Below are 14239 nucleotides of genomic sequence, written 5' to 3'. Positions count from 1 at the left end.
TCCACCCTCCGGATAGCAAAAACCCCGCCGGAGCGGGGTTTTTACATTAAATAGGTGAAACTGACCGATAAGCCGGGTTCTGTCGTGGACAGTCATTCATCTAGGCCAGCAATCGCTCACTGGCTCAAGCAGCCTACCCGGGTTCAGTACGGGCCGTACCTTATGAACCCCTATTTGGCCTTGCTCCGGGTGGAGTTTACCGTGCCGCGGACTGTTACCAGCCGCGCGGTGCGCTCTTACCGCACCCTTTCACCCTTACCTGATCCCGCTTGCGCGGGCCATCGGCGGTTTGCTCTCTGTTGCACTGGTCGTGGGCTGTGACACCCCCCAGGCGTTACCTGGCACCTTGCCCTATGGAGCCCGGACTTTCCTCCCCTCCGCCCGTCTCCCCCTAAGAGGACGACGACGAAGCGGCGACTGTCTGGTCAGCTTCGGCGCGAAGTATAGAGGGTTCGCGCGCCTTTGTCACCCCGCACAGCGCATTCCGCTCGCCAGCCTCGCGGCAATCATGGCTTTTACCCTTCCCTCGCCGGCAGAAAGGCTTTGTTTATAAGAGTCTGGGACGAAGAAAATGTTCGTGGTGATGTAGCCTGAAGGCGCTGCTAAAAGTAAGCATAACAGGGCGCAGGAACACGCCCATCTTGTTAGCGAGTGACTTCCACTTTCGCCAGTTTTTCGTAGTAACACGCCAGAGCGCTATGGTCAGCGGTGCCCAGGCCATCCGCCCGCAGCGCCTGCATCATCTCCATCACCGCCGCCGTCAGCGGTAGCTGGGCGCCGACGCCGTGAGAAGTATCCAGCGCATTGGCCAGATCTTTAATATGCAGATCGATGCGGAAGCCCGGCTTGAAGTTGCGATCCATCACCATCGGCGCTTTAGCGTCGAGTACTGTGCTGCCCGCCAGGCCGCCGCGAATCGCCTGATACACCAGGTCCGGGTTAACACCGGCTTTGGTGGCCAGGGTTAACGCTTCCGACATTGCCGCGATGTTCAGCGCCACAATCACCTGGTTGGCCAACTTGGTGACGTTGCCTGCGCCAATATCGCCGGTATGCACCACGGATCCCGCCATCGCTTTCATCAGGTCGTAATATTTATCGAAAATCGCCTTGTCACCGCCAACCATCACCGACAGGGTGCCGTCGATCGCTTTGGGTTCGCCGCCGCTTACCGGCGCGTCCAGCATATCGATGCCTTTGGCCTTCAGCGCTTCACTGATTTCGCGGCTCGCCAGCGGCGCGATGGAGCTCATATCGATCACCACGGTGCCTGGTTTCGCGCCTTCGATAATGCCGTTTTCACCCAGCGCAACGTCTTTCACGTGCGGAGAGTTTGGCAGCATGGTAATAATGACATCGCACTGCTCAGCAATGGCCTTCGCCGTGCTCGCGGTCTCTGCGCCCGCGGCAATCACGTCAGCAATAGCTTCAGGGTTACGGTCGGATACCACCAGCGAATAACCCGCCTTCAGCAAATTTTTGCTCATCGGCTTGCCCATGATGCCAAGGCCAATAAAACCCACTTTGATTGTCATAATATTCTCTCTTAATCCTGGTGATTATTTTTTAAAAGAATCAGCAAGTTTCTGGGTTGCTGAACGGAAGACGCCTAAATCGCTACCGACGGCGACGAAGGTCGCGCCCCACTCCAGATAGCGACGCGCATCGGCTTCTACCGGTGCAAGAATGCCGCTCGGCTTACCGTGTTTCTTCGCGCTGGAGAAAATATGCTGGATAGCACGCTGAACCTCAGGATGGGCGGCGTTACCCAGATGGCCCAACGCCGCGGCAAGATCGCTCGGACCGACGAACAGGCCATCAACGCCATCGGTCGCAGCGATAGCATCAACGTTATCCACCCCGGTCTGGCTCTCAATCTGCACCAGAATGGAGATATTCTTGTTGGACTGAGCGAAGTAGTCCGGCACGGTGCCGAACATATTGCCGCGATGAGAAACCGAAACACCGCGGATCCCTTCCGGCGGATAGCGGGTTGATGCCACCGCCTGCGCCGCCTGTTCAGCGGTTTCGACAAACGGCACCAGGAAGTTATAGAAACCGATGTCCAGCATGCGCTTGATGATAATCGGTTCATTGGTCGGCACGCGCACAACCGGCGCGCTGTGGCTGCCCTTCAACGCCATCAGTTGCGGGATAAGCGTGGTCACATCATTCGGCGCATGCTCCGCGTCAAGCACCAGCCAGTCGAAACCAGCAAGTCCTAATACCTCGGTGCTAATCGGATTCGCCAGGGCGCACCAGCAGCCAATTTGTACCTGGTGGGCCGCCAACGCGGCTTTGAACTTGTTCGGGAAAATTGCGTTATCCATGATTTTTACCTTGGGTTAATCGTTGCTTACTTCTGTTGCTCTATACGTTTCATCTCGCCAATCACCAATATAATTAGCAGAGTTAAATAGCGGGCTGGTACTCCTTTTCTGTGGCCCAATGCAGAATCATTTAAATATTCATCTGACACAGAACACCTTTTATTATTTTCAGCGAGCTATTTATTTTAAGCTATCTATTCACATATCAGATTCCTCAAAAACATGGCTCAGTATAATCAGCCCTCCGCCACCAGACACTATGCATAATCACAATATAAATGCCTAAATAATCATTTTAGTTATGCAAATGCCATAGGCCATGGGCGCTAATCCACAGTTCTCAGGATTACTCATCTATGTGTCATGGCCGGCGCGGCAAGGAGTGACGTAGATCACATCCTAACGCGATAACTCCTGACATTCTTTATTTCATCATTCTGCTAAGCAGAAATTTAATTAGCGTTTTATTTTATTATTAGCACCGGTTTGGAGAGCACTGGACAATGGCTGACATTGAAATTCGACAACAGTCGCCGACGGCGTTTTATATAAAAGTACACCCTACTGATAATGTGGCAATTATTGTTAACGATCGCGGTTTAACCGCCGGAACGCGTTTTCCGGATGGCCTGACCCTCGTTGAACATATCCCGCAAGGCCATAAAGTCGCTCTTGTCGATATTCCTGCCCATGGTGAAATCATCCGCTATGGCGAAGTGATTGGCTTCGCCGTTCGCGATATACCAAAGGGAAGCTGGATTGATGAGTCGTTGGTCGAACTGCCGACCGCCCCACCGCTGAACACCCTACCGCTGGCGACTAAAGTCCCCGAGCCGCTACCGCCGCTGGAAGGATACACCTTTGAAGGGTATCGCAATGCCGATGGCAGCGTGGGAACCAAGAATTTGCTGGGGATCAGCACCAGCGTGCACTGCGTCGCCGGCGTGGTGGATTATGTGGTCAAGATCATTGAACGCGACCTGCTGCCGAAATACCCCAATGTCGATGGCGTGGTGGGATTAAACCACCTCTACGGCTGCGGCGTGGCGATTAACGCCCCGGCGGCCATCGTGCCGATTCGCACCATCCACAATATCGCGCTGAACCCCAACTTTGGCGGCGAGGTAATGGTGGTTGGTCTTGGCTGTGAAAAGCTGCAGCCGGAACGTCTGCTGCAGGGAACCGAAGACGTGCAGCCGATCGCCGTCGATAGCGCAAGCGTAGTGCGCTTGCAGGATGAACAGCATGTCGGTTTTAAATCGATGGTCGATGATATCCTGCAGGTTGCCGAGCGCCACCTGGCGAAGCTAAACGCCCGCCAGCGTGAAACCTGCCCGGCTTCGGAATTAGTCGTCGGTATGCAGTGCGGCGGCAGCGACGCCTTCTCCGGCGTGACCGCCAACCCGGCTGTGGGCTATGCCTCCGATCTGCTGGTACGCTGCGGCGCGACGGTGATGTTCTCGGAAGTGACCGAGGTACGCGATGCTATCCATCTGTTAACCCCGCGAGCCATCAACGAAGAAGTTGGCAAGCGCCTGCTGGAAGAGATGGCCTGGTATGATAACTATCTGGAGCTGGGGAAAACCGACCGCAGCGCCAACCCGTCACCGGGCAATAAGAAAGGCGGTCTGGCGAACGTAGTGGAAAAAGCATTGGGTTCGATTGCCAAATCAGGCAAAAGCGCCATCGTCGAAGTCCTTTCGCCGGGTCAGCGCCCGACGAAACGCGGGCTTATCTATGCGGCGACGCCGGCCAGCGATTTTGTCTGCGGCACTCAACAGGTGGCTTCCGGCATTACCGTTCAGGTGTTCACCACCGGGCGCGGCACCCCTTACGGGCTGATGGCGGTCCCGGTGATTAAAATGGCGACCCGTACCGAGCTTGCCAACCGCTGGTATGACTTAATGGACATCAATGCCGGTACCATCGCAACCGGCGAAGAGACGATTGAGGATGTCGGGCTGAAACTGTTCGAGTTCATTCTCGACGTCGCCAGCGGACGTAAGAAAACCTTCTCCGATCAATGGGGTCTGCATAACCAGCTGGCGGTGTTTAACCCGGCGCCGGTGACGTGATATGCCCCCGTCCAACTATAATAATAAGCCCGGAAAATCCGGGCTTATTATTAGTTGTGTTGCGCTGCCAAAAAGTTTTTGATTTGCGCCTGCGTCGAAGTGCCTTCCATGGGGCCACGCTGACCGATCGCCAGTGAACCGCTGGCGTTTGCCCATTTCAGCGCTTCCTGCGGCGAGGCGCCGCTGAGGAACAGGCTAACGAAGGTCGCGCCGAAACAGTCGCCTGCGCCAGTCGGATCGACAACCGGCACGTTAAAGCCGGCGACGTGGTGTGTTTCAGCGGCGCTAAAGTAGCTCGCGCCACGCGGGCCGCGTTTAATCACCACGTGTTTAACACCGCGTTTCAGCAGCTTATCAACCAGCACCTGCTCATTTCGCCCCGGATTCAGGCCAAAGTAGTCCAGTTCACCGTCGCTTGGTAGAAAGATATCGGTGTAATCGAGAATGTATTCAAACGCCTGCGACATCTCGGGAATATTCAGCATCTCTTTGCGAATATTAGGATCGAACGACACCGTGCCGTTGCGCGCTTTAATGTTTTCAATCGCTTTACGCATCGCATCGATAATGCGAAATGAGAACAGCGATGACCCCATAATGTGGAAGTGCTGGCACTGGTTAAGCAGCCCCTCGTCGATGTGGTCCGCGGTCAGTAATCCGCAGGCGCTGTTAGGCATATTAAAAATAAAATCGCGCTGCGCCTGGCTACGATAGCTGACGAACGCGCTGCCGGTCGTCGCTTTATGCAGCATGGCAATGCCGTTAACGTTAACGCCATCTTTCTCCAGCCGCGCAATATTCATTTCGCCAAATGCGTCGCTACCGACACAGCTAAACAGCACGGAGCCAAAACCCAGCTTCGCCACCTGATCGGCGAAAATTGCCGGCGCGCCGCTGGGATAGGGACCCCAAAATTCACCGGGGCGGGAAAATCCCTGATTTTCTTCCTTGGCGAGAAATTCCACCAGCAGCTCGCCGATGGTGCAAATGGTTACGTTCATCACCGCTCCTGGTTTGTCTTCTGCAAAGCCGTGTTGAGCCATGTCAGGCATTCATTGTTGGTGTAGCTGTTAGTTAAACCCGCGGCGAGGAAACGGGCATGATATTCCGCGGCGACAACCTGCGGCGTCACCACGCTACTCATTTGCTGAAGTTCGCCGATGGCATAGCGTTTTTCACCATAGACCGGACGGGAAGCAACAACCGCGATAACCCGCTCGCTCTGCGCCACGACTTCGCTCAGCAGGCGAGCGCTAGTTTCGTTGCGTACGCTCAGGGTGCCGTCTTCAGCGACGTGATCAACCGCAATCAGCGCACGTGATGGCCGATAATGGCCTAACGCTTTCAGCGCCAAATCACCTTCGACTATCTGCCCGTTGCCGCCAAGCACGCCGCCGAGCAGCACCGTTTCCCCATTCAGGAACTCCTGCGCCAGCGCAACGTGGGCCAGATCGTTAAGCAGCAGGCAAAGTTCCTCACTGTTAGCCAGAAACGGGATCACTTTACGCAAAATGGAACCCTGGCCTAAAAATAGCGTTTCGCTATCTTCAATTTGCACCGCCACCTGACGCGCCATTTCCGTTTCCAGCGCTTTGTCCGTCACCTGTGGAGCGTCGCGAACCGTAGCGACCGGCGTGCCGGCCTGAGCCGTGTAAATCGCCCCGCCGAATGAACGCTTCAGATACCCCTGCTGCTCCAGATAGTTAAGATCGTTACGAATTGTCACTCCGGAAACGGCCAGCATTTCAGCCAGATCGTCGACTTTAATCTCGCCGTTCTTACGAACGATCTCCGCGATGTCCAAGCGCCTTTTCAGCAGGCTGGTTGACGGTTTTGCCACGGGTTATGCCTTTTTATTTTCTCCTGGAATAACTTTCATTTTTAAATTTCCCCATCGTAATGTCAAACCACGCCAGTTATCCCCGTGAAGAAAAATCAATAAAGACAATAAAATTCAAATAGATAACAACACCCTATCGCTTCATTTATATTTTAAAAAAGAAACATAAAAAAGATTATTAACTTTCATTTTAAAAATCAATTCCCCATTGTGTGCGATGGATCACACCTAAACGCGGAAACGATCGTTACATTACTTTCAAATTGAAGGTTTAATTGAACCAATTACTTACAAATTGAAAATAGAGGGTTAGAATGTACATCATTTCCAGTAAAAACATGTTGTTAAAGGCCCAGCGTCATGGTTACGCAGTCCCCGCTTTCAATATTCATAACCTTGAAACCATGCAGGTGGTGGTGGAAACGGCAGCAGAGCTCCGCTCGCCGCTGATCCTCGCCGGCACGCCGGGAACCTACAGCTATGCCGGCACCGGCAATGTGGTGGCGATCGCCCGCGATCTGGCGAAAATATGGGATCTCCCGCTCGCCCTGCACCTCGATCATCACGAGGATCTGGTCGACATCACGCACAAAGTTCAGGCGGGCATTCGCTCAGTCATGATCGATGGATCTCATTCACCGTTCGAAGAAAACGTAGCGCTGGTGAAAAGCGTGGTGGAATTAAGTCATCGCTACGATGCCAGCGTGGAAGCCGAGCTGGGCCGACTGGGGGGCGTGGAAGACGATCTGGTGGTTGATGCCAAAGATGCGCTCTATACCAACCCGGAACAGGCCCGTGAATTCGTCGCCCGTACCGGTATTGATTCGCTGGCCGTCGCCATCGGCACCGCGCACGGGCTCTACACCGCCGAACCGAAACTTGATTTTGACCGCCTGGCCGCCATCCGCGACTGCGTTGACGTTCCGCTGGTACTGCACGGCGCTTCTGGCCTCCCGGATAGCGATATTCGCCGCGCCATTTCTCTGGGCGTCTGCAAAGTCAACGTCGCCACCGAACTGAAAATCGCCTTCTCTGATGCGTTGAAAACCTACTTCCTGGAAAATCCGGGCGCCAACGATCCGCGTCACTATATGACGCCGGCGAAAGCGGCAATGAAAGAGGTTGTCCGCAAAGTGATTCACGTTTGTGGCTGCGAAGGGCAACTATAATCCGCGGATCGAAGGAGCAATGTCGTGATCCATACCCTGACACTGAATACCGCGATCGATATGAATATCTTTTGCGATCCGCTTCGGCCTGCGGCCGTCAACCGCACCCGGCAGACGGAATATTGCCCAAATGGCAAAGGGGTGAACGTTTCGCTGGTATTAGATCATTACCTACAGCCCACCCACGTCATGGGGATATTTGGCGGTTTTACTGGCCGCTATATAGTCGAAGAGCTGCGCAGACAGCATATTAAAGTGACTCCGGCATGGGTCGCCGAACCCACCCGTATTAATGTTTTTATTAATGACGGACACGAAGAATATAAGTTAGTAAATCCCGGCTCTCGTATTAATGATGAAGGCAAAGAGCAAATTATTCATCATTTACAGTGCGTCGAACCCGGTGATTATTTGGTAATCAGCGGCAGTTTGCCGCCGGGAATTGAAAGCCGGTTCTATAGCGAAATAATGGCCTTGTGTCAGCAAAAAGGCTGTGAAGTTATTTTAGATATCAGCCACCCGGCGCTGCGGCAGTTGCTCGAGCTACGCCCGCTATTGATTAAACCCAATGACGACGAACTCAAAGAGATCTTCGATCTCGACGTCGGCAGCCCGCAGCAGGTACATGACGCAATGCGCACGCTCCACCAGCTCGGGGCCCGAAACGTGCTGCTCACCCTGGGCGCGCAGGGGCTCTACTTTTCAAACGGCGAGCAACTGTGGTTCTGCTCGGCGCCGAAAATCAAACTGGTTAGCTCGGCCTGCGCCGGCGATGCCGCGCTGGGAGCATTCCTGAGTAAATGGCTTAACGAAGATGATGTCGTTCCCGCTCTGGCGCTGGCCAGCGCCACCGGCGCCGATGTTGCCGCCTCCGCCGGGCTTGGCAAATTAAACCGTACACAAGAATTATTACAACAACTTCAGATCGTCCAATTATAAAGGTCCGATTATGAAAAAGATTATTGCCGTTACCGGCTGCCCTACAGGTATTGCCCATACATTTATGGCTGAAGAAGCCTTAAAGACCGCAGCAAAAAAATTAAACGTTGAGATCAAAGTTGAAACCAACGGCGCTTCCGGGGTAGAAAATGTCATTACACCGGAAGATCTGAAAGATATTTATGGTGTTATTATCGCTGCCGATAAAGATGTTAATGCCGAACGTTTTAATGGTTTGCCGGTCATCGAAGTGCCGGTTAAAGAGGCCATTCATCATCCGGCAGAATTAATTAATAAAGTCGTCAGCGGCCAGGCGCAACGCCGTCAGGGGATCTCCGCTACAGCGGATCCTGCGGAGAAATATGAGCAGGAATCATTCGGCCGGCAGATTTATAAACATCTGATGAGCGGTGTTTCCAATATGCTGCCCTTCGTGGTGGCCGGCGGGATCTTAATCGCCATTTCTTTCCTGTGGGGTATCTACTCCGCCGATCCAAATTCAGCGCAGTACAACGTGATTGCCGCCACCCTGATGAAAGTCGGCCAGCAGGCGTTCTCGATCATGGTACCGGTGTTCACGGCCTACATTGCCTGGTCCATTTCCGGCCGTCCGGGGATGGTCGCCGGGTTTGTCGGCGGCCTGCTGGCAAACGCCACCGGCGCCGGGTTCCTCGGCGGGATCATCGCCGGTTTCGCCGCCGGTTACTTTATGCTACTTATCCGCCGCCTGCTCGACGGCCTGCCGCGTCAGTACGAAGGACTAAAGTCGATCTTTATTATGCCGCTGATTGGCGTACTGGTGATTGGCGTGATGATGGTGCTACTTGGCCAACCGGTGGCGGCGATCAACAACGGCATGATGAACTGGCTTAGCTCTCTGCAAGAAGCCAATCCCATTCTGCTGGGGATTGTGGTCGGGGCAATGTGTTCATTCGACTTCGGCGGCCCGGTCAATAAAGCGGCCTACGTCACCGGAACGCTCTTGCTAGGACAGGGCAACTATTTCTTTATGGCCGGCGTCTCCGCTGCCTGCATTACCCCGCCGCTGGTGATTGCGCTGGCAACCACGTTCTTCCCGAAAGGCTTTAGCGAAGAAGAGCGCGCCGCCGGGATGGTGAACTATATCCTCGGCTGCACGCACATCACCGAAGGCGCGATTCCCTTTGCCGCTAAGGATCCGCTACGGGTGATCCCGATGATGATGATCGCCTCTTCAATCTCGGCCGTCCTCAGCTACAGCCTACATATTCAGGTCCCGGCGCCGCACGGCGGCTTCTTGATCCTACCGCTGGTCAGCAAACCGCTGGTGTGGGTGCTGTGCATTCTTACCGGCTCCGCCTGCGGCGCGCTCATGCTGGGATGCTGGCGGTTGTGGCAAAAACGCACTCAGGAAGCGACGGCGCTTGCCGGCGCCATTAAATAAGGAGCGAACTATGCAGCTGACTTCCGCAGACATTCATTTCGACCATCAGGTCAAAACGAAAGATGAAGCGCTACAGCGCGTGGTCGGTTCCCTGACCGCAGCCGGGCATACACAGATGGCCTATCTGGAGGGAATGCGCGAACGCGAGGGGCAAATCAGTACCTATCTGGGCAACGGCATCGCCATTCCTCACGGCACGCCGCAAAGCCGCGATGCGGTGCTAAGAACCGGTGTGAAGGTGCTAGCCTGTCCGCAGGGGGTGGACTGGGGCGAAGGGCAAACCGCCTATTTGATTGTTGGTATCGCCGCACAGGACAACGAACATCTCGATATCTTACGCCAGCTCACTCATGCGCTAGGCGACGATCGGGTGCCCGCCGCACTGTCGCGGGCCGATACTCCGCAGGCGGTGCTGGAGATACTTGCCGGCGATATCGCGCCGGCGCAAGGCGAAGAACCGGAACCGCCGCCGCGCTTTGATGAAGAGGCAATCTTTACGCTGCGCAATCCGCACGGCCTGCATGCCCGGCCCAGCGCGGTACTGGTGAAAGCCGTCAAGCAGTGGCAGTCGCAAATCCAGGTCGAAAACCTCGATACTCGATCGTCAATTGTCGATGCCAAAAATCTGATGCGCGTCGTATCGCTTGGCGCCAAACAGGGTCATCGTCTGCACTTTATGGCCAGCGGCAGCGATGCGCATCAGGCGCTGAAAGCAATTGGCGACGCCTTTAACGCCGGGCTCGGCGAGATCGCCGCCCAACCGCAGCAGGTCTCTCAGGCGGCAGAAAAAAGCAAACGCAGCTGGCTGTCCCGGTTATTCAGTTAATTTTCAATTAATTAAAAACGCTCTGCCGTGTTGGTCAGGGCGTTTTTTTTGCCAGTAAGACACCCTGTTCAACGCTTGCACAGCAATTTATCGATACAGATCACAATTCAAAACAAAGACATTTGCGACCAAAACAAAACATAACGAATATATTCGAAAGAAAACGGAGGTTGTAAATGAAAGATATTATCTCTCGCCATAAGTCCGGCGAACACATCGGCATCTGCTCAGTTTGTTCAGCCCATCCGCTGGTTATCGAAGCGGCGTTACGTTTCGATCTGCCGACCAACAACAAAGTGCTGATTGAAGCAACATCAAACCAGGTCAACCAGTTTGGCGGCTATACCGGTATGCAGCCGGCCGATTTCCGCGACTTCGTCTACAACATCGCCCACACCGTCGGTTTCCCGGCAGAACGCATTATTCTTGGCGGCGATCATCTGGGCCCAAACTGCTGGCAAGACGAACCGGCTGCCGACGCGATGAAAAAATCCATCGACCTTATCAAAGCCTATGTCGCCGCAGGCTTTAGTAAGATCCACCTGGATGCATCAATGTCCTGCGCCGACGACCCGATACCGTTGAACCCAAGCGTGGTGGCAGAGCGCGCCGCCCGCCTCTGTCAGGCTGCTGAAGAGACCGCCAGCGATGAACAAAAGCGCCAGTTGACCTACGTTATCGGAACAGAAGTACCGGTTCCCGGCGGCGAAGCCAGCACCATCGGCAGCGTACATGTCACCCGGGCGCAGGATGCCGCCGCCACCCTCGAAACCCATGAAGCGGCGTTCCGCAAGCTGGGGCTCGACGCCGCGCTGAAGCGCGTCATCGCCATCGTCGTGCAGCCGGGCGTGGAGTTCGACCACACGCAAATCATCCATTACCAACCGAAGGAAGCGAAAGCGCTGTCCACGTGGATCGAAAATACCCCGATGGTGTACGAAGCCCACTCCACCGACTACCAATCCCGCCAGGCCTACCGCGCGCTGGTCCGCGACCACTTCGCCATTCTGAAAGTCGGCCCGGCGCTCACCTTTGCCCTGCGCGAAGCCATTTTCGCTCTCGCACAGATGGAAAATGAGCTCATCGCGCCCGAGTCCCGTAGCCGAGTGATGGAAGTGATCGACGAGGTGATGCTCAACGAACCGGGCTACTGGAAAAAATACTATCGCCCGACCTGGAGTCAGGCGATGGTCGATATCCACTTTAGCCTTTCCGACCGTATCCGTTACTACTGGCCGCATCCGCGTATTCGGCAGAGCGTTGAGAAACTTATCGCGAACCTGACCGACGCTAAGCTGCCGCTGGGGCTTATCAGCCAATATATGCCGGTGCAGTTTGAACGACTGTCGCTGAATGAACTGAACGCCGTGCCGCACGAGCTCATCCTCGACAAAATCCAGGATGTTCTGCGCGCCTACCGCTACGGCTGTTCTTCTGAAACCGCGTGAAATAAAGAGGATCTATGAGTCAATTGTTTGTTCGTACCGGCATTCATTTCAGCTCCAGCCAGCAGGCGCTGGAGCATATTGGCGCGGAGATGCTGGCGCGAGGTGTTGTGCATGATAGCTATCCGGCAGCCCTGCTCGAACGCGAAGCAACTTTTCCGACCGGCATCGCGCTGGAGCAACACGCCGTGGCCATTCCCCATTGCGAAGCCATGCACGCGAAGTCACCAGCGATTTACCTGATTCGCCCGGACGCGCCGGTCCCTTTTCAGCGCGCTGATGACGATGGCGATATCGACGTTTCGCTTATCATCGCGCTGATTGTTGAAAACCCGGCGGCACAGCTGAAGCTGCTGCGCCGGTTATTTAGTGAGCTACAAAATCCAAACACGCTGGAGGTTCTGCTCTCCGCTTCCGACGAGCAGTTACCGGTGCTGTTCCAGCAATTTATCCTTGAGCCCGAGCTTAGCGCCCAGGCTTCATAACATACTGATAATAAAAGGGGTACCCTATGAAACGCAAAGTAATCGTCGCCTGCGGCGGCGCCGTCGCCACCTCCACGATGGCCGCAGAAGAGATTAAAGAGCTGTGCGCAGACCACAACATTGAGTTGGATCTGGTGCAGTGCCGAGTCAATGAAATCGAAACCTACATGGACGGCGCGGACCTTATCTGCACCACCGCCCGCGTGGACCGCGCCTTCGGCGATATTCCAGTGGTTCACGGCATGCCGTTTGTCTCCGGCGTCGGCATTGAAGCCTTACAGCAGAAAATCCTCGGCATCCTCGCGGAGTAAACGCCATGTTCAGCGAAATCATGCGTTATATCCTCGATCTTGGTCCGACGGTGATGCTGCCGATCGTGATCATTATCTTCTCCAAACTGCTGGGGATGAAGCTCGGGGACTGTTTCAAATCCGGTCTGCACATCGGGATCGGTTTTGTCGGCATTGGCCTAGTTATTGGCCTGATGCTCGACTCCATCGGCCCGGCGGCAAAGGCGATGGCGGAGCATTTCCAGATTAACCTTCACGTGATTGATATCGGCTGGCCGGGGTCATCGCCGATGACCTGGGCGTCGCAAATCGCGCTGGTAGCCATTCCGGTCGCCATCGTGGTCAATATCGTCATGCTGGTCACCCGCATGACCCGCGTGGTGAACGTCGATATCTGGAACATCTGGCATATGACCTTTACCGGCGCGATGCTGCATATCGCGACCGGTTCCTACTGGATAGGGATTCTCGGCGTCGTGGTTCATGCCGCCTTCGTTTACAAACTGGGTGACTGGTTTGCCAGGGATACCCGCGATTTCTTCGGCCTTGATGGCATCGCGATACCGCACGGCAGTTCGGCGTACTTAGGGCCGATTGCGGTGCTCGTCGATACCATCATCGACAAAATCCCCGGCCTTAACCGCATTCACTTTAGCGCCGATGATATCCAGAAACGCTTCGGCCCCTTCGGCGAACCGGTCACCGTCGGTTTCGTCATGGGGTTGGTGATTGGCGCGCTGGCGGGTTATGACCTGAAAGGCATTCTGCAGTTGGCGGTGAAAACCGCGGCGGTGATGCTGCTGATGCCGCGGGTGATCAAACCCATTATGGATGGCCTCAACCCGATAGCCAAACAGGCGCGTAAACGTCTGCAGGCTAAATTCGGCGGCCAGGAGTTCCTGATTGGTCTCGACCCGGCGCTGCTGCTTGGCCATACCTCGGTGGTATCCGCCAGCCTGATTTTCATCCCGCTGAGCATTCTGATCGCCGTCGTGGTTCCAGGCAACCAGGTCCTGCCGTTCGGCGACCTGGCGACCATTGGTTTCTTCGTGGCGATGGCGGTAGCGGTGCATCAGGGCAACCTGTTCCGCACCCTGATTTCCGGGGTCATCATTATGGGTATCACCCTATGGATCGCAACCCAGACCATCGGCTTACACACGCAGCTGGCGGCAAACGCCGGGGCGTTAAAAGCGGGCGGTATGGTGGCTTCGATGGACCAGGGCGGCTCGCCGATTACCTGGCTGCTAATCCAGCTCTTCACCTGGCAGAACGTGGTCGGCTTCGCAATTATCGGCATCATCTATCTGGCTGGCGTCCTGCTGACCTGGCGTCGCGCCCGCCGCTTCATGGCGGTAGAGAAAGCAGAGAAAAGCGCCGCCGCGCAACAGCATCCAACCGCATCTTAAGCATTAGG

The 14239-nt window shown here is 55.2% G+C and carries 12 protein-coding genes, 1 other RNA gene and 1 pseudogene; 9 read left to right on the top strand and 5 right to left on the bottom strand.

Features of this window, described 5'->3' with window-relative positions; genetic code table 11:
- Positions 1–52: 52 nt before the first annotated feature.
- The 3 genes and pseudogenes from rnpB to garL all read right to left on the bottom strand — a co-directional run bounded on the left by rnpB (position 53) and on the right by garL (position 2330).
- Positions 53–433, bottom strand: an RNA gene (gene rnpB / locus PGR29_RS13255) — RNase P RNA component class A.
- A gap of 211 nt (positions 434–644) precedes the next feature.
- Positions 645–1535 carry a 2-hydroxy-3-oxopropionate reductase gene (garR, locus tag PGR29_RS13250; protein WP_045394913.1) on the bottom strand — a complete coding sequence of 297 codons (891 nt, stop codon included), beginning with the start codon at positions 1533–1535 and terminating at the stop codon, positions 645–647.
- Positions 1435–2330, bottom strand: a pseudogene (garL, locus tag PGR29_RS13245) (2-dehydro-3-deoxyglucarate aldolase). The gene garR and the pseudogene garL overlap by 101 nt, the downstream one beginning before the upstream one ends.
- 503 nt (positions 2331–2833) lie before the next feature.
- Here garL and garD point away from each other — a divergent pair.
- A complete protein-coding gene (gene garD / locus PGR29_RS13240; protein WP_113373125.1) occupies positions 2834–4405 on the top strand; it encodes a galactarate dehydratase in 1572 nt (523 codons plus the stop codon).
- A 50-nt stretch (positions 4406–4455) separates the two neighbouring features.
- Here the strand turns inward: garD and PGR29_RS13235 are convergent, their stop codons facing one another.
- Both PGR29_RS13235 and PGR29_RS13230 read right to left on the bottom strand, forming a co-directional pair.
- The gene (locus PGR29_RS13235) at positions 4456–5406 is read right to left on the bottom strand and encodes a sugar kinase (RefSeq protein ID WP_087859903.1); all 951 of its coding nucleotides are present in this window, start codon (positions 5404–5406) and stop codon (positions 4456–4458) included.
- Positions 5406–6209 (bottom strand): DeoR/GlpR family DNA-binding transcription regulator, encoded by an 804-nt coding sequence (locus PGR29_RS13230; protein ID WP_316424911.1) that lies wholly within the window; start codon positions 6207–6209, stop codon positions 5406–5408. The genes PGR29_RS13235 and PGR29_RS13230 overlap by 1 nt, the downstream gene beginning before the upstream one ends.
- Before the next feature lie 350 nt (positions 6210–6559).
- Between PGR29_RS13230 and PGR29_RS13225 the strand changes: the two genes are divergently transcribed.
- The 8 genes from PGR29_RS13225 to PGR29_RS13190 all read left to right on the top strand — a co-directional run bounded on the left by PGR29_RS13225 (position 6560) and on the right by PGR29_RS13190 (position 14231).
- The gene (locus tag PGR29_RS13225; protein ID WP_087859905.1) at positions 6560–7414 is read left to right on the top strand and encodes a tagatose bisphosphate family class II aldolase; all 855 of its coding nucleotides are present in this window, start codon (positions 6560–6562) and stop codon (positions 7412–7414) included.
- Positions 7415–7438: 24 nt separating this feature from the next.
- A complete protein-coding gene (pfkB, locus tag PGR29_RS13220; RefSeq protein WP_316424671.1) occupies positions 7439–8353 on the top strand; it encodes a 1-phosphofructokinase in 915 nt (304 codons plus the stop codon).
- A gap of 10 nt (positions 8354–8363) precedes the next feature.
- Positions 8364–9776 carry a PTS fructose transporter subunit IIC gene (locus PGR29_RS13215; protein ID WP_087859907.1) on the top strand — a complete coding sequence of 471 codons (1413 nt, stop codon included), beginning with the start codon at positions 8364–8366 and terminating at the stop codon, positions 9774–9776.
- A gap of 10 nt (positions 9777–9786) precedes the next feature.
- On the top strand, positions 9787–10602 hold the full coding sequence (locus tag PGR29_RS13210; protein ID WP_087859908.1) for an HPr family phosphocarrier protein: 816 nt from the start codon (positions 9787–9789) through the stop codon (positions 10600–10602).
- A 176-nt stretch (positions 10603–10778) separates the two neighbouring features.
- Positions 10779–12050: a tagatose-bisphosphate aldolase subunit GatZ gene (gene gatZ / locus PGR29_RS13205; protein WP_316424670.1), complete on the top strand. Its 1272-nt coding sequence runs from the start codon at positions 10779–10781 to the stop codon at positions 12048–12050.
- Between the two features lie 14 nt (positions 12051–12064).
- Positions 12065–12532, top strand: coding sequence for a PTS galactitol transporter subunit IIA (gene gatA / locus PGR29_RS13200; RefSeq protein ID WP_087859910.1), 468 nt, complete (start codon positions 12065–12067; stop codon positions 12530–12532).
- A gap of 26 nt (positions 12533–12558) precedes the next feature.
- Entirely contained in the window at positions 12559–12843 is a 285-nt protein-coding gene (gatB, locus tag PGR29_RS13195) for a PTS galactitol transporter subunit IIB (protein ID WP_020077852.1), read from the top strand.
- A gap of 5 nt (positions 12844–12848) precedes the next feature.
- Positions 12849–14231, top strand: a complete 1383-nt coding sequence (locus tag PGR29_RS13190) for a galactitol-specific PTS transporter subunit IIC (protein WP_087859911.1) — start codon at positions 12849–12851, stop codon at positions 14229–14231.
- The last annotated feature ends 8 nt before the right edge of the window (positions 14232–14239 follow it).

Origin of the sequence: Klebsiella sp. 141203 (genome assembly GCF_032601985.1) — a bacterium.
GTDB lineage: Bacteria > Pseudomonadota > Gammaproteobacteria > Enterobacterales > Enterobacteriaceae > Klebsiella > Klebsiella aerogenes.
Note: the sequence above shows the minus strand (reverse complement) of the source record. Positions and strands in the feature narration are given on the sequence as shown.